Raw genomic sequence first — 16426 nt, 5'->3', positions numbered from 1 at the left:
ATGGAACTGTTTCGACGGCTGCTAGGCTATTTACGCCCCTATCGTAAAAAGGTAGCGCTTTCCGTTCTCTTGCTGCTGATTATCACCTTCACGCCTATTGTGTTGCCGCGTATCATTGGTTACACCATAGATGTCGTGATTCCTCATAAGAACTACCGTGCGCTGGTCTGGATATTTTGGGGGATCGTGGGGCTTTACGCCCTACGTGGCATTGTGTCGTTTTGGTTAAACTACACGATCGGTTGGCTGGGACAGAGGGTCGTTTTTGATCTTCGTTTTGAGAGCTATCGGCATCTCAACCGTCTCTCTCTTTCCTACTATGACACCCGTCAAACGGGAAAGATCATGGCGCGTCTCATGGGCGATATTGACTTCATCCAGCAGATGATCTCGGGTGGGTTCGTTACGTTCATGGCCGACATGCTCAGCGTTATCGCGATTTTGGTGGTTCTCTTTACCATGCAATGGCGCCTTACGCTGTTGGCGTTAGCGGGCATTCCCTTCTATGTGGCGAACTATAAATACTTTATTCGCTATATTCGCCCGCTCAGCGTTGAGCTGCGAGAGAAGTGGGATGCCATGTTAGGAGCGCTACAAGAAAAGCTCGCCGGAATTATGGTTGTCAAGGCGTTTGCTCGAGAAGAGTACGAGACGGAACGTTTCATGCAGACGGTGAAAGAGAACTTCGACCTCGGCATGAAGCAGATGAAGCTTAACCGGCGGCTCGGTGCCATTGCCCAGGTGATACGAGCGACCTTTACGGGCGCAGTGCTTTGGTATGGAGGAGCTTTGATTCTGCACCATCGCATGGAGATAGGGGCTTTGTTGGCCTTTAACGCGCTCCTCAACCAGCTCTATGACCCCGCGGTACGCATTGTGGACTTCAATGTGACGGTGCAATGGACGATTGCGGCCATGGAACGGGTTTTCGAGACCCTCGATACACGGCCGGAAATAACCGATGCGCCGGATGCAAAGCCGCTTACCAACATGCGTGGTGAGGTGGAGTTCGACCATGTCACCTTTGGCTATGAGCGCGACCACCCGGTTCTGCACGATATCTGTCTGAAGGTGGCTCCGGGAGAGGTCGTGGCCATTGTAGGGCCTTCTGGATCCGGCAAAACGACGTTGGTTAACCTTATCGCGCGTTTTTACGAGGTTCCTCCAGGGCAGGGCACCATTCGCATTGACGGTGTGGATATCCGAAAGGTTAAACTCGAATCGATACGTAGGCAGATAAGCATCGTGAGCCAGGAGAGCCTGCTGTTCTCTGTATCCCTTAAAGAGAACATCAAATACGGATATCACGATGCTACCGATTGGCAAATTATGCAGGCGGCTAAAATGGCCGATCTGCACGAGTTCATTCTTACGCTGCCTCAGGCGTACGACACGAAGATCGGCGAGGAGGGCATTAAGCTGTCTGTTGGGCAGAAGCAACGCATGGCCATTGCACGGGCTGCGCTTACCAACCCACGTATTCTCATCCTAGATGACGCAACATCTGCTCTAGATAGCAAGACCGAGGCGAATGTTCAGGCTGCCTTGGAGCGCCTCATGAAGGGAAGAACGAGCTTTGTTATTACTCACCGGCTTTCGCCCATCATGAACGCGGATAAGATCGTGGTGCTGGATCAGGGGCGCATCGTAGATATCGGCACCCATGCCGAGCTTGTTAGCCGACCTGGAGTATATCAAAACCTCTACAACGAGCAGTTCCGCGCCGCCCACGAGCAAAATTCGGGCATTCAAGCGCTACTGGCCTAATGCCTTTGGGGCCGTACGAACAGATGGCGGCTCCAAACGCTTTCAGAGAACAGGAAGCCAGACCGTCATCGGGCCTGCCTCGCGATTTGCCCAGGCATGGTAAGGGATGGCCGTGATCGTCACGGGATGCGAGATCTCGTAGGGCTGGTAAGGCGCATACAGCTTCCCTGCCCACCGTTCTCTCTTTAATGCCACTCCCCGACCGGTTAGTACCGTGACACCATTCAGCAGTTCAGGACGCTCTTCCGGCTGGCAGGTCGTCTCATGGGTCAGCAGAATATCCCATGGGTCTGTGTTGGAGTGATCGGCCTGTTCTAAGCAGTAGACGATCGGCCCTCGTACAAGCGCAACTTTTTGATAGTGATTTTGCACGTGGGGATGGCTTTGTATCCATTGTATCGGCATGGACAGCTCCAGCCGGATCGTTGCGGGTGCCCCGCTGAGAGCAACTTTAGCGTAGCTGCCGGAGGCAGGATAGGCGGTATCGGCCGAGGCGTTGCCGTTGCAGTGGAGAGTGGCGTTTGCTGCCCATTGGGGGATGCGCAGAAAGAGCGTTGTGGTGTGTGAAGGGGCGTCCAGCACCTCTATTTCGATGAGTCCTTCCCAAGGATAGTTTGTGTTCACCCGCAGGCTAACGTCTCCTTCTGAGGTTGAAAAACGGATCTCGCTTTGTGCGTAGAGGTGAAGATAGAGTTGGTTTGATGGATTCGCGCTGGCGAAGTAGCCAGGCAGCGAGGCGAGCAGGCGAGCGATATTGGGAGGACAGCAGGCACAGCCGAACCATTTTTGACGCCGATGGCCGCCGCGGTCAGCAAGAGGGTTTTGGTAGAAATAGTGTTCGCCGTCGAGCGAGATTCCGGAGAGAACACCATTGTAGAGGGCGCGTTCCATGATGTCGGCGTAGATGGGGTCAGCTTTGAGATGGAGAAGGCGATAACACCACATTACGAGGGCGATATTGGCGCAGGTTTCTGCGTAAGCCCGATCATCGGGCAGCTCATAAGGAGCGCCGAAAGCTTCTCCTTCGTAGCGGGAACCCGCTCCTCCCGTGATGTAGAGTTTGTGCTGGATAAGGTCTTGCCAGAGGGCATCGAGGGTGGCAAGATGGGCTTTATCGCCCGTTTCAAGCACGATATCGGTCGCTCCTGAAGCTAAATAGAGATGGCGAACGGCATGCCCAACGAACTCTCTCTGTTCCACAAAGGGCACGTGGTCTTGATGATAAGAGCTACCTCCAAGAACGCCTCTTCCGCGGGCCTCGACCATGCATCGCGCGAGTTCTAGATAACGCGCCTCGCCTGTCGTGCGTGCAAGCTCCACAAGCGCCATTTCCGCTTCGGGGTGTCCGCAGGCTCCGGGTTGTCCGTTTGGGCCAAACTTATCATAGAGCAGATCGGCATAGCGTCGGGCCACATCGAGGAGATGGGTTCGACCGGTGGCACGATAGTGGGCTACAGCAGCTTGAAAGAGGTGACCCGCGCAGTAGATTTCGTGCATGTCGCGCAGATTAGTGAAACGGTCTTTGGCCCGATCGAACATGAAGTAGGTGTTGAGATAGCCATCGGGCTGTTGCGCTGCGGCGATCTCTGCAATGATAGCCTCCATCTGCGCTTCGAGAGAGGCATTCGGTTCGTAGGCGATGGCGTAGGCAATGGCTTCGAGGAGTTTATAGACATCGGAGTCGTTGAAGTAGATTCCTTGAAAATCGATCTGTTTTTTACCGGAGGCGCGCCGAAAGTTGTCTATACGTCCGGTCTCTTCACACTGTTGGATCTGTGAGGGCAGCATTACCGAACGATTGGTTTGCAGGCGTGGTGCCCAGAAACGATCGTTTAACCGAACCGCCTGCAGCGGTAAAGGGCACATGGAGGCAAAAGGGCTTTTGTTAAGTGCGATGACAGATCCTCGAAGCTGAGCCAACATAGTTCATCTCCCGTTAAAAAGTTTGGAAACGTTGGGCTTAGGGCTTTGCTGTTAAAGTGCCTTTCCCATACTTCACCAAAAACGCACTCGATTCCTACGTGGAAGGGAAGGAGAATAGACCTCGGCCTCCGGATGCGCTCGTTCATGTCAGACTTTCTCGCTGCCCCTAATCGATCCTCCCCTCTTACGAGGTGAGGTAGCGCCTGTTAGGAGTCGCGCATCTTCTCTGGGTCGAGGCCGTACTGTTGGCAGAACTGACGATAGGCGAAGGGAGAGATTTCCGACGGTTTGATCTCGCTGCGCCCACCCCAAAAGACATTGGTGTACCCTACCGGGATGCCGATCGATTCGAGGTGGCGATCGATGGCGGTTTTATGGGCCAGAAGGCGCTCCTTATCGAGCCCGTGGGCTACCCCCATGATGTTGACGTTGCCGAATTCGGGGCCGCCCTCGCGCCAGTAGGCATGAGTCATAATGTGGAAGCTGCCCACATGGCGTCCAGCCTCTAGCACCTTTTCTGGCGGGACGGCCCAGTGGAAAAGGGCATTGTAGCGGGTAACAAGACGCTCACCTTCTGGGTTGGGCTTGGCATGTTCGAGGAAGGTGGAGAAGCGCCCGATGACGCCCTTTTGGTTTAGCTGATGAGCGATTTCATAGAAAGTATCGAGCGGAAGGGCGGCCTCCTGGGCGCGTGCTTTCCAAAGATCACGACAAAGCTCTGAAGGGGTGAACTCACGTTTCAGGGGGATCAGCACGCGCCATTCCAGCTCTGTTAGCTCGGTGATAGTGGTATAGATGGGATCGGCGAGAACGGAGGAACGACTGCCGATGGGTAGATTCTTGCGGCGTACATGTCCCACCCCGAGCACGAACAGGCATTTGGCAGGCATGAGGCGAAAGTGAGTGGCTCCTACCTGGTTGGCGAGAAAATGGGCGTGTTTTTCAAGCGAGTAGCCCTGAGGCACTTTTAGGGTCGTCCAAAGACGGTAGGCGGACCCCGTAGTGGCGACATCGGTTGAGCGGATAACCACGTGGCCAGAAAACGGGTCGCGTTGAAACATGAAGTCGAAGGCCGCGTCAAGGCGTTCTGGAGAAACCTGCCAGGCTACAAGGGCACCCTGAGCGAGATTGGTGGCAAGGAGGGTTTGCCGAATGCGTCGAATAACTCCCGCCTCCAGCATAGCCCGTATGCGCTCGATGACGGTTTCTACAGGCAGGCCTGCCTGCTTGGCGATGGCGCCGAAGGGATCCTCTTGAAAACCCTGGAGTTGGTCTTCGGAAACGGCGAGTATCGCCGCGTTGATCGGGTCGTCTACTCTTGTGGGTAAAACGGTTGAGTGCATAATAGGATTATCGCCTCTTTTTCTCCGCTTGTCTATCCTAGTAAGTCCTACAGGTCACGTAGGGCATTTGGTTCCTTAATTGTTGGAGATGGGCCCGATAGTCTGGAGCATCCATGGCGTCGAGCCGCATCACAATGGCATCTTCGGAGTTGTCTGTATAGTAGTTTGGGCGAAGGGTAACGGGACGGAAACCGTATTTAGCGTAGAGATTCTGTGCGATGAGGTTACTCTGGCGCACCTCGAGCATAGCGCAGTGGGCTTTAAGGCGTAAGGCCTCTTCCAACAGGGCGCAGAGAAGACGCTCACCGATCTTTTTTCCGCGCCATTCAGGAGAGACAGCAAGGATAGAGATGTGCGCTTCTCCAAGAAGCACCGTTTCGCCGCCGAAACCCAAGATACGGTTTTCGATTTTGGCAACGAGGTAGCGAGAGGCCTGATTGGCTAGTTCCGCCTGAAAAACGGCGCGCTCCCAAGGGGTCGAAAAGCAACAACGATCTATTCGCATGACATCATCAAGATGGCAAGCGCGCATTGGCGCTATCACAATAGGGGTCAACATACGTTCTGCCCTAGGCTAAAGGAGGAGTTGCAAACAGTGTAGCACTCTGAAGGAGGAAAGGTCAACGGGGTACCTAAATGTTAAGAACGTTCTCTGACGAGCGAATATCAAAAACCAATTGACAATACCTCTAGATGTGATTTATAATTCTGCAAGTGTTTGCAGATTGCCTCGACCCGCTCTGGCGTCTAACCTGTGGGTATGGCGGGCAGCGTGGGTGCAAAGTGACGTAAGGGAAAAGATAACGGAACACAAAGGAGGTTACAATTTCGCCGCTATGACCGAAAAATACCCATTTCGCAGGCCGGAGGCTAGGTCGCTCGGCCGCTTGCTTGTGCTGATCCTCCTCGTTCTGCTGGGCTCAACCAGGCCGGCATGGGCGAGTGAGGCCGTGAGCCTTCCAAGTTTCACCTCCCAAGAGACGACGATCGTCTTCATCGCTTTGCTTGCCGGCATCATCTCCCTGTTGGCCGGAGCCTACTGGTATCGCTCGGTAGTGCGTATGAGCCCCGGCACAGAACGGATGGAGGAGGTTGGGCGTGCCATTCGGGACGGGGCTCTAGCCTACTTAATGCGTCAAATCAAGACGATGTCGGTGCTTGTAGTCGTAATCGCTATTGGGCTATTTCTGCTCTATAAAGGCCAGAAGGCTTTGGGATATGACCTGGCGGACGCTATAGGGGTTGCCGCCTTCTTTGTTATTGGCGTTTTGGCCTCCTACAGCGCCGGCTTCATCGGCATGAAAATGGCCACAACGGCGAATCAACGTACGGCCAATCAGGCGCGAAGCACATTTCGAGGCGCTTTGGAAACGGCCTTCAGGGCCGGCGCGGTCTCCGGTATGTTCACAGTGGGGCTTGGATTGATCGGGGCGTGTTTGGTGTTTCTTATCTTCAAACAGAAGGCGATGCTTGTGCTGGTTGGCTTCGGCTTCGGAGGGTCGTTGGCGGCGTTATTTATGCGCGTTGGCGGCGGCATCTACACCAAAGCTGCCGATGTGGGGGCCGACCTCGTAGGCAAAGTGGAAGTTGGCATTCCGGAAGACGATCCACGCAACCCGGCCACCATTGCCGATAACGTGGGGGATAACGTGGGCGACTGTGCTGGCATGGCGGCGGACGTCTTTGAAAGTTATGAGGTCACATTGGTAGCCGCCATCATTTTGGGCGCCGCAATTATCTCACCGGATTACTGGAGCGCCGACCCCACCATGCGCCATAGCGCCCTCATGTTGGTGATGTATCCCCTCCTCGTGCGTGCCGCAGGCGTTTTTGCTTCTATCATTGGCGTGCTGGCCGTGAAGGGCGAAGATCGTGAAGACCTAGATCCGATGCAACCTATCAATCGTGGCTTTTGGGTATCCACCATCGCGGCGACCATTCTGTTTGGGCTGGCCTCCTATCTCTATTTCGACCGCTTCAATCCAACTCACACCGTCACCGTTCCCACAGAACAGGCGGCGCAACAGTACACTTGGGTACCGTTTTTCTTATGTACCTTCGTGGGCATTCTGTTGGCCATCGCCATTGGCTGGCTTACAGAGTACTTTACCTCGACGGAAAAGAAACCGGTCACCGAAATCGCCTATCAGTCGCGCACGGGGCCGGCCACGATGATCATTTCGGGGTTTTCTTTCGGCATGGAAAGCTCCGTCTGGGCCGTCGTCGCCATTGCGGTGACTCTGGTGTTGGCGCTCATCATCTTCTCGGGCAACGCGCTTTTGGCCGGATATGGCATCTCATTGGCCGGTTTGGGGTTGCTGACAACTACAGGCTATATCCTGGCAATGGATACGTTTGGCCCGATCACCGATAACGCCAACGGCATTTTTGAGATGTCGGGCGTATTGGAAGAGGACAAGGCCTCCGGGCGTTTTGCCGGTATTGCGGGGCTTTCAGGCGACCGTATTGTTGGACGTCTCGATGCCGTGGGCAACACCACCAAGGCGCTTACCAAAGGGTTTGCCATCGCCACCGCTGTTATCGCGGCGGTGTCGTTGTTCCGCTCCTTCATGACCGATGCCAAGCTTCTCTCTCTGGGCATTCGTCTCGATGTGCCCGAGGTCTTTATAGGTCTGCTGATCGGTGGTGCCGCCCCCTACCTTTTCAGCGCTTTCTCTATCAACGCGGTCGGTCGGGCGGCCTATCAGCTGATCGAAGAGGTACGCCGACAGTTTCGTGAAGATCCGGATATCATGGCTGGAAAGAGTCGTCCGGACTATGCGCGTTGTGTCAGCATCGTTACCGCGGCTGCCCAAAAAGAGCTGCTTGGGCCGGGCATTCTCGCCATTACCTTGCCAATTTTGGTGGGGTTCGGTTTAGGGTTTGCCGATCCGGAGAAAGGGGCTGCGGCGCTTGGCGGCTATCTTGCAGGGGCCATCCTCAGTGGGCAGCTTTTGGCCGTCCTCTTGGCCAATGCCGGAGGCGCCTGGGATAACTCAAAGAAAAAGATCGAAGATGGGTTGTTTGGGGGCAAAGGGACTGACAACCATAAGGCGGCCGTTATCTGCGACACCGTGGGCGATCCGTTCAAAGATACAGCAGGCCCAGCCTTGAACCCCCTTATCAAGGTGATGAACCTGGTAAGCATCCTCATTGCAGGCATCGTCATCCAAAATATCTCAGCTGCCGTTCGGGCCACAATCTGCATCGTTGCCGTTATTCTGTTGGCCGGAGCGATTCTCTTCAGTAAGCGTGGCTCCATTGTGGATAGGCAGGAGCAGGTCGTTGGCGAACCCTCGGAGAGGGTTCGCATAGAGACGGGGGGCAAGTAACATCGCTTGGCCTAATGTTCACGGGAATAGAGGGAACGGCACAAGATTTCGGCTGAGGAACTAGCCCCATACGATGCGTGAAAAGCGGCACCGGCTTCATAGAGCTGATGCCGCTTAAAACTTCGGGGGCCAATCGCCGATATAGAGTACCTCCTCTTCGAGGAGGACGCCGAAGCGCTCGAAAACTTTTGCCTTCACATACTCGGCCACGGCACGAATTTGGGCCGCCGTTGCGCCACCGCGGTTGACAATGAAGTTAGCATGGCGTGTGGAGACACAGGCCCCTCCTACGGTATACCCTTTGCATCCACAAAGCTCGGAAAGATAGGCGGCAGGAATGCGGCCCATCTGTTTTAGCGGCTCCGGCAGGTGAGGTAGGCTTGCGGCGAGGGCGTGGTTATTTTCGATGTTTTTGAAGAAACTGCCAGCGGAGGGCAGCCAAGGTTGCTTACGGATGCGCTGCATTTGATAATCGCGCGCGCGTTCCCGTATCTGTGCTTGGTCACCCTTAGCAAGTTGAAGTTCCACCTGTAGGAGGGTTGCGGGCGGCCTATTAGGCTGTCGAAGGCGGCTATCTCGATAGGAGAACTCCATCCACTCTGGGCCAACCCATTTCCGCTCTCCATTTTCCACAACCTCGAGCCGTTGCACAAGAGGGCCGATGTTACCGCGATAGGCGCCGGCATTCGAGACTAATGCCCCGCCGACGGTTCCGGGAATGCCGACTCCCCACTCCAAACCGCTAAGGGAAGCCTGGAGGGTTTTGATGAAGAGGCGCATAAAGTTGTAACCAGTAGCAACACGACATAAAGAGGCTATTTCCACCTCATAGGCTTTGTTGAGTACCACTAAGCCGCGCACACCGGTATCTGCAACGCAGACGTTGCTTCCCTCCCCTAAGACCACATAGGGCAGTTTTTCCGTTTGGGCCAGTTGAACGATTTCGGCCAGCGAGGCGATGTCGGTGGCTACAAAAAAGAAGTCGGCAGGGCCGCCCACGCGCAGCGTGGTGTAGTAGCGTAGCGGCTCTTGGCGATGAATGCGGCAACGCAGCGAGTTCGGTAACTGTTTGATGGCGCGCTCCCAAGCGCCGGTAACGGATGATATGTTCAACACAGGTTTATGACACTGCAGCTTGTAGCTCTACGGTCCGCTTACTTTTTTGCGTTCTCTATAGAGTGTAGCACCTTTGGCGGGTATACCGCTTATTCTTTGAGGAGCGTCTGCACCTGTGCTTCGAGTTGACGTTCGGTGAGAAGACCCAAGCCTTCTTGACGCCAGCGGAGGCGTCCCTGTTTATCTACAAGGATGAGAAGGGGGATCGTTTGAACTTGGTAGGTTTTTAAAATATCGCCGGTGACCGGCAGGCCGGCAGGATAGGTGATACCTGTGTTTCTTAAGAAGGCGGACAGTTGAGACGGCTGATTGTCCAAAGAGATGCCGATGACCTCGAAACCACGCCGATGATATCGTCTGTAAAGTCGCTCGGTGCTTGGAATGGAGATTCGACAAGGTAGGCACCAAGAGGCAAAAAAATCGAGCAGGACAACGTGATTGCGATAGTTGGCTAACGAGAGAGTTCCATGAGGAGTGGTGATGCTGAGTGGTGGCGCAGGCTGTGCGGAAAGCGATGTCCCTCTTCGGGTAACGAGATTCAAAAGCAAAAGAAGTAGGCAGAGCAGGATCGCTGCATCTACAAGAGATAGTCGTAGCCGGCTGTGACAAAGTGGTGATGGCATCTTGGTCTCTGTTTCTACTACGTAGGGAAGGTACAGTGGAGGTTCCACTCGCTTCTCCACGAGACGGACGAATGCTGAACAGCGGCCGTGAGTAAAGAAGTTTTGTCCGCCACAAGGTAACAGAAAATGAAATCTAAAACAATCTCAAGTGGAACGCATCATTAACCAAAAATAGGCTTGGTGCCTCGTTGCTCGGGATGGCAGCGGAGGTTCTTGGCAGTTTCGGGACGATCTGCCGTTTGCCTGCGGCATGGTGTTGTAGGTTTTGCCGGTTTTGCCCCGAGCATGAGGGACGAGTTTGCATGAGGAGTGAAGGGGTTTTTCATGAACGCGAAAATCTCAGGAGTTAAGAGGTTTTTAAATCGGTTTGGCTTGGGCATGCTGGGCAAGATCCTAAATACAAGCAAGGACGCCTTGTTCCAAAAAATCGCAAGACTATCTGGGAATTCCAGTCAAGGTATGGTATGCAGCACCGCAGGCCTTCAGGAACCGACTCCATCATTAGAGGCGATCTACCTTGATGGCGATCGCGTTATGCGTAAACTTGTTATCATCTACGCGATCATTGGGCTCGCATTGGCCTTGGCTCAGAGGTCTTGGACGGGCCTCTTGATCGTTTTCGCTCTCGCCGCCTTGTTCTTCGGTTTCGCACGACTCCTTCCTGGGAAGAAACCGACGCGCTACGTGGCCAGTCTTGTCTTGCAGGCCTATCTGCCGGTCTATGTGCTTTTAACGCATAACCTCATAGAGGTGAGCGTTTTCTTCTTCATCGCTTCCACAGCCCTCATCTTCTATCAGGATTGGGTATGCGTGTGGCCGGGCTTGTTGCTGTTTCTAGCCCAGTATGGTTATTGGGTAACGAAGGCGCCTTCCATCCTACAGATTTGGATACAACCGCCCTATCCCTTTGCCCTCCTGCATTTTCTTGTGCCCGCGGTGGCGCTGACTCAGGCGTTGCAGTGCAGCTACTGGTCAGCACATCTGAGGCAGCGCACCATAACCGATTCGCAACGTCGGTTGGCGATTGAACAAGAGAACGCGCTACGCAAGCAGACAGAACACAAGATGGCCCTTTTAATGGAGGCCATGAACTGTGGCGTTTTTGGAGTAGATGCAAACGGCAAGTGCACCTTTTGCAATCGCCATGGAGCCGAAATGGTGGGGAAAAAGCCTGAAGCCGTTATTGGGCGACGCATGACAGAGCTTTTTCATCCATGGGAGGACGCTCAAGCAGAGGCAGGCTCTTGCCCCCTTGAGGAGGCTGTACGCTCGAACAAGACCTGTGAGGGAAAAGAGATCCCCTTGCGCCGACCAGACGGAACGACCCAATACATTTCGTTTACAGCAACACCCCTCTATCATGGTGGGAAGCGCGAAGGGGCTGTTATTGTCGTTTACGACGTTACCGAGGAGCGTTTCGCTAAGGAGCGTCTACAGTTTCTTTCCATCGCTGCCAGCAAGACGACTAGCGGCATTATGATTACCGATGCGAACCGTAGGGTGATTTGGGCGAATGAGGCCGTTCAAAAGATTTCGGGTTATCGCCTCGAAGAGATGCTGGGCAGAAATCCTGGCACACTTTTGCAAGGGCCTTTAACCGATCTGGAGACGGTGGCGCGAATGCGTCAACGCCTAGAGAGAGGAGAAGGCTTTCGAGAGGAGATCATCAACTATCATAAAGATGGACACGCTTACTGGCTGGATATCGAGGTAACGCCGGTTTTTGATTCGGCAGGTCGCTTACAGCACTTTGTGGCGGTGGAGATGGATATTACGGCGCGCAAGGCCGCGGAGGAGATGCTGCGCCAACAGAAGGAGTTGCTGGACACCATCCTCACGACCATTCCTTACGGCATTATGTGGAAAGATAGGAACTCCGTTTGTCTCGGTTGCAATCCGAGATGTGCGGCCGATCTAGGGTTGAGCTCTCCCGAAGAGGCCGTGGGTAAAACCATGGAGGAGCTTTACTATTGGGCACCGGATCAGTGGGAGCGCATGCGAACGGAAGATCGCTGTGTTGTGGAGAGAGGCGAGGCATTATTGGGGTGCGAGACCCTAATGCCTGCTAGGAACACAAACGAGACGCGCATGTTCTCTTATAACAAACTCCCCTTACGCGATGGAGAAGGCAACGTTATTGGCTCCATCGTGATTTATTCCGACATTACCGAGCAGAAGCGAATCGAATCGCATCTAGCCTACACGGCCAAAGTTTTGGAACAGAAGAATCAGGAGCTAGAAGAGGCTCGTGACCAAGCATTGGCCGCCGCACGTGCTAAAAGTGAGTTTTTGGCCAATATGAGTCACGAAATACGAACCCCAATGAATGGGGTTATTGGGATGACCGATCTGCTGTTACAGACGAATCTGGATCCTGAGCAGCGCGACTATGCGGAGACCATCCGCAGCAGCGCCGATGCGCTCCTAGTCGTCATTAACGACATTCTGGATCTCTCCAAAATCGAGGCGGGTAAGATGACCATCGAGGAAGTAGATTTTGATCTCCGAGCCCTTTTCGATGAGATCGGCAGTCTTTTTGCTCCCAAGGCCTATGAACGACGTATCGAGCTGGCCTGTGTCATTCCGCCGGATTTTCCGCATCTTTTGCGTGGTGACCCCACACGCATCCGTCAGATTCTCACGAATCTCGTGAGCAATGCGCTGAAGTTCACTGAGAAAGGTGAGGTGGTTATGGAGGTGCAGGCGCTTTCGGAGACAGCCGACCGGGTTACGCTGCGCCTATCGGTACGAGATACCGGCATCGGCATCCCATTGGAACGACAAGCCTGTATTTTTGAGAGCTTTACCCAGGCGGACGGGAGCACCTCGCGCAAATATGGGGGCACCGGCCTTGGCTTGACGATCTGCAAGCATTTAGTCGAGCTGATGGGAGGTCGCATTGGGCTACAGAGCAGGCCTGGGGAAGGAAGCACATTTTGGGTGGAACTTGCTCTCAAAAAACAGGAGCAGGCTGCGTCTGCACCAACTGTTCCAGCGACAAGCTTGGAACACAAACGGGTTTGGGTGGTAGATGACAACACAACCAACCGAACGATTTTGCATAAATACCTGGAAGCCTGGGGGTGCGACGTTGCCGAACTGGGTAGCGGGGAAGATGCTGTGAACCGTATAAAGTGGGATTCCAAAGTGGATGTGGTGCTACTGGATGTCCACATGCCCACAATGGATGGAGAGACCACAGCACGGCAGCTAAAACGCTATGCTCCAATTGTGCCCATCATCTTTCTCTCTTCTGAGATGAAGCACTTCACTGCCAGCGAGCTCCAGGAGCTAGGTGTGGCAGCGGCACTTACCAAACCAATACGGCAGTCGCAGCTCTTTGATGCGCTGATCACGACGCTTGAGGCAAAAAGGCCCCAAGATGGTGTGCAGGGAGATGAGGAGCAAGGCCGCTTCGATGGGAATCTTCAAGAGCCTTTGAAGCTGCAGGTGCTTTTAGCAGAGGATAATCCGGTGAACCAAAAACTGGCGATGCGCCTTTTGGAGCGTTGGCAATGCCGGTTCGACCTAGCGCATAACGGACGGGAGGCCGTGGAGCTGGCAAAGCAGCGGCGCTACGATGTGATCTTGATGGACGTTCAGATGCCGGAGATGGACGGTTTTGAGGCGACGGCATCCATTCGGCAGATAGAACGTTCTCTACAACGACATACTCCGATCATCGCGATGACGGCCCATGCAATGGCTGGTGATAGGGAGCGTTGCTTGCAGGCCGGCATGGACGATTACGTCTCCAAACCCATTCATACCGATGCTCTCTATGCCTTGCTACGCCGTTTTGTGCAGCAGGAGAGAGAGATTCCATCTCATAAGGAAGAGAAGATGCCAGAGGAAGATCTACATAAAGGGCCGCTGGATTTACACGCCTTGTCGGCACTTTGTGGGGGAGAAGAGGCCTTAATGCAGGAGATGATAACCCTCTTCTATGAGGAGGTGCCTGGGCAGCTTAACGAGCTCTGGGAAGCCTGCGCCTGTGGGGAGGCGGAGCAGATTCGGGAGGCCGTTCATAAGTTAAAGGGGAGTTGTCGCACGGTGGCTGCAAGCCGCATGACGGAGGCCTGTCAGCAACTGGAGACACTTGCCCGTTCAGGCGAACTAGGAGAAATGAAACGCCTACTCGATGAGATCGAGGCGTGTTATAGAGAATTAGAGGCATGGAAAGAGCCTTATAAGCACCTACGTGGAATGGAGAGAGCTGCATGAGAATCTTGATCGTAGAGGATAGTCGAATATCCCTCCGTTTGTTGGAGGAGCTACTAAGAAAAGCCCATCATGAGGTAGTTTCTGCAGTAGATGGCGCTGAGGCCTGGAGGATATTTCAAGAGCAGCACTTCGATGCAATTATCTCTGACTGGATGATGCCCAATATGGATGGTCTTACGCTGTGTAGGAAGGTTCGTAGTGCTACCGAAAGGCCGTATTGCTATTTCATTCTGCTCACCTCGCGCGATCAGCGAGAGGATAAGCAGGCCGGAATGGAGGCCGGTGCCGACGACTTCTTGGTGAAGCCTCCCGATCCCACCGACCTTATGGCGCGCTTGGGGGTGGCACAGCGTATTCTCGACATGCAGGAGCGGTTGCGTGCCCAATCGGCACAGATGCAAGAACTGATGAGCTATTTGGAGCTAAGCAACAAGCGTTTTGCCGAGCTTTATATGGGCCTTCCGATCGCCTGTGTTACCTGTGATCTGGAGGGGCGTGTTCAGGAGTGGAATCGGGCCAGCGAACAGCTTTTTGGAATTCGCGCTCAGGAGGCCGTTCAACATTTCTTATGGGAGACCCTCTATCCGGCAGAGAAGGAATGGGAGCTTCGAGATAAGCTCCATGCCTTACAAAAAGGAGCAGGAGGAGGGCTTGAGGAAGAGTGGTGCTACGCCCATCCCGATTCGAACCCGCGTCATCTGGTGTGCTACTCGATTCCTCTAAAAGGGCACAACGATGCGGTTGTGGGCGCCATTATGGCGCATGTAGACATCACCTCCCGTGTTCTACTAGAGCAGCAGCTGAGCGAGCAGTTAGCCTTGTCGCAGCGGCTGAACGCCGAGTTGGATAGACAGCGTAGGGACTTGGCGCGCGCCAACCAAAAATTAGAGGAGCTCTCCACCTTAGACCCCCTAACAGGCCTGGCCAATCGCCGACTCTTTTGGGAGAGAATCAACGAATATTTTGCACAGGCCACCCGAACCAAGCTGCCGTTATCGCTGCTGCTGTTCGATGTTGACCACTTCAAAAGCTATAACGATTCTTACGGCCACTCCGCTGGAGACAAACTGCTTCACATCTTGGGAGAGTTACTGCGTGGTCTGGGGCGCACGGAAGATCTCGTAGCTCGATATGGAGGCGAAGAGTTCGCTATGGTGTTGCCTGCCACCGATGCCGCAGGGGCAAAGGCAGTGGCCGAGCGCATACGAACTCTCGTAGAGAACCATTGTTGGCCTTTAAGGGCCGTAACGATCAGCATTGGCATTGCGACCTACGATGCAACGCAATCCATTCAGAGCGTACAGCAGTTAATAGATGCGGCGGATGTCGCTCTCTACAAGGCGAAGCAAGAGGGTCGGAACCGCGTCGTTGTCTACGATCCGAAAAAACATCGGTTTGAAGGCAAGGAAGAACAGGCCGCTTAAAAACCCTCGTTGCTGCCTACAGGCTTACAAGACCGCGCCGAATGCCCTCTGTGACGGCTTCGGTGCGGCTTTCCACATGAAGCTTTTCGAGAATAGAGGCCACATGGAACTTCACCGTGCTGAGGCTTATTCCCAGTCGGGACGCGATCTGCTTGTTCGGCAGGCCGTAGGCCATAAGCTGAAGTACCTCTCGTTCCCTATTGGTCAGCGTATTTTGTGCATCGTCCTCCTCTAAAGGCGATGTTGTTGGCAGGTTCTTGGTAGGTTGTTCAAGGTCGCTATCCCAGGCGGTAAAGGCAGCAAGTGCGGCTTCAAGAGCTACAGCGATTTTCGTTTCGGAAGCGTTTCGCAACACAAAAACACGGCCATGGAGGGGGGCATCAAGCAGTTCTTGCCATGGGTGTTCCGGTTCGCAAAGGACAACGAGCGCGATGTTTTGAAGGATCAGGGCTGAAAGTAGGGCGGCTCTATCGTTGCTGTCGTAGTCCCAAAGGACGATATCGGGGCGCCAAAAGGGCAGGCGCACGGAAAGCTCTGCGCTGTTGGCTACGGCTCCTGCAACGCGAAAGCGTCCCAACCCCTCAATAAGTCCCTGCAGCTCCTGGCGCATGCTGTGCTGTCGAGCGACAATGGCGACGAGAGGGCTGGCGGAGTTAAAGTCGGAGCGGTTCATG

General features: G+C 54.3%; 10 protein-coding genes. 4 read left to right on the top strand and 6 right to left on the bottom strand.

What is annotated here, in order from left to right; translation table 11 throughout:
• Positions 1–1767: an ABC transporter ATP-binding protein gene (locus tag CCALI_RS05225; RefSeq protein ID WP_016482431.1), complete on the top strand. Its 1767-nt coding sequence runs from the start codon at positions 1–3 to the stop codon at positions 1765–1767.
• A gap of 42 nt (positions 1768–1809) precedes the next feature.
• On the opposite strand, the gene CCALI_RS05220 is transcribed toward CCALI_RS05225, so the two are convergent.
• The 3 genes from CCALI_RS05220 to rimI form a co-directional block, all read right to left on the bottom strand.
• Complete coding sequence (locus CCALI_RS05220; RefSeq protein ID WP_016482430.1) at positions 1810–3690, bottom strand: glycoside hydrolase family 127 protein; 1881 nt, start codon at positions 3688–3690, stop codon at positions 1810–1812.
• Positions 3691–3896: 206 nt separating this feature from the next.
• Positions 3897–5033: an Lrp/AsnC family transcriptional regulator gene (locus CCALI_RS05215; RefSeq protein ID WP_016482429.1), complete on the bottom strand. Its 1137-nt coding sequence runs from the start codon at positions 5031–5033 to the stop codon at positions 3897–3899.
• Positions 5034–5070: 37 nt separating this feature from the next.
• Positions 5071–5592 carry a ribosomal protein S18-alanine N-acetyltransferase gene (rimI, locus tag CCALI_RS05210; protein ID WP_016482428.1) on the bottom strand — a complete coding sequence of 174 codons (522 nt, stop codon included), beginning with the start codon at positions 5590–5592 and terminating at the stop codon, positions 5071–5073.
• A gap of 277 nt (positions 5593–5869) precedes the next feature.
• Here rimI and CCALI_RS05205 point away from each other — a divergent pair, with 277 nt between their 5' ends.
• Positions 5870–8365: a sodium-translocating pyrophosphatase gene (locus CCALI_RS05205; protein ID WP_016482427.1), complete on the top strand. Its 2496-nt coding sequence runs from the start codon at positions 5870–5872 to the stop codon at positions 8363–8365.
• A 114-nt stretch (positions 8366–8479) separates the two neighbouring features.
• On the opposite strand, the gene murB is transcribed toward CCALI_RS05205, so the two are convergent.
• On the bottom strand, positions 8480–9481 hold the full coding sequence (gene murB, locus CCALI_RS05200) for a UDP-N-acetylmuramate dehydrogenase (RefSeq protein ID WP_016482426.1): 1002 nt from the start codon (positions 9479–9481) through the stop codon (positions 8480–8482).
• 89 nt (positions 9482–9570) lie between these two features.
• Complete coding sequence (locus CCALI_RS05195) at positions 9571–10152, bottom strand: TlpA family protein disulfide reductase (RefSeq protein ID WP_016482425.1); 582 nt, start codon at positions 10150–10152, stop codon at positions 9571–9573.
• Positions 10153–10563: 411 nt separating this feature from the next.
• On the opposite strand from CCALI_RS05195, the gene CCALI_RS14905 reads away from it, so the two are divergent.
• Together CCALI_RS14905 and CCALI_RS14900 are read left to right on the top strand one after the other, a co-directional pair.
• Positions 10564–14328, top strand: a complete 3765-nt coding sequence (locus CCALI_RS14905) for a response regulator (protein WP_172636629.1) — start codon at positions 10564–10566, stop codon at positions 14326–14328.
• The gene (locus tag CCALI_RS14900; protein WP_016482423.1) at positions 14325–15752 is read left to right on the top strand and encodes a diguanylate cyclase; all 1428 of its coding nucleotides are present in this window, start codon (positions 14325–14327) and stop codon (positions 15750–15752) included. Before CCALI_RS14905 ends, CCALI_RS14900 begins: the two co-directional genes overlap by 4 nt.
• Positions 15753–15768: 16 nt before the next feature.
• Here CCALI_RS14900 and CCALI_RS14895 read toward each other — a convergent pair whose 3' ends face one another.
• The gene (locus CCALI_RS14895) at positions 15769–16425 is read right to left on the bottom strand and encodes a helix-turn-helix transcriptional regulator (RefSeq protein WP_016482422.1); all 657 of its coding nucleotides are present in this window, start codon (positions 16423–16425) and stop codon (positions 15769–15771) included.
• Between the last annotated feature and the right edge of the window lies 1 nt (position 16426).

The organism is Chthonomonas calidirosea T49 (genome assembly GCF_000427095.1).
GTDB lineage: Bacteria > Armatimonadota > Chthonomonadetes > Chthonomonadales > Chthonomonadaceae > Chthonomonas > Chthonomonas calidirosea.
Note: the sequence above shows the minus strand (reverse complement) of the source record. Positions and strands in the feature narration are given on the sequence as shown.

Excerpts from the sequence above, each read along its gene's own strand:
- rimI (WP_016482428.1), bottom strand. The coding sequence starts at position 5,592 with ATGTTGACCCCTATTGTGATAGCGCCAATGCGCGCTTGCCATCTTGAT.
- CCALI_RS05220 (WP_016482430.1), bottom strand. The coding sequence starts at position 3,690 with ATGTTGGCTCAGCTTCGAGGATCTGTCATCGCACTTAACAAAAGCCCT.
- CCALI_RS05215 (WP_016482429.1), bottom strand. The coding sequence starts at position 5,033 with ATGCACTCAACCGTTTTACCCACAAGAGTAGACGACCCGATCAACGCG.
- CCALI_RS14895 (WP_016482422.1), bottom strand. The coding sequence starts at position 16,425 with ATGAACCGCTCCGACTTTAACTCCGCCAGCCCTCTCGTCGCCATTGTC.
- CCALI_RS05225 (WP_016482431.1), top strand. The coding sequence starts at position 1 with ATGGAACTGTTTCGACGGCTGCTAGGCTATTTACGCCCCTATCGTAAA.
- CCALI_RS14905 (WP_172636629.1), top strand. The coding sequence starts at position 10,564 with ATGGTATGCAGCACCGCAGGCCTTCAGGAACCGACTCCATCATTAGAG.
- CCALI_RS14900 (WP_016482423.1), top strand. The coding sequence starts at position 14,325 with ATGAGAATCTTGATCGTAGAGGATAGTCGAATATCCCTCCGTTTGTTG.
- CCALI_RS05205 (WP_016482427.1), top strand. The coding sequence starts at position 5,870 with ATGACCGAAAAATACCCATTTCGCAGGCCGGAGGCTAGGTCGCTCGGC.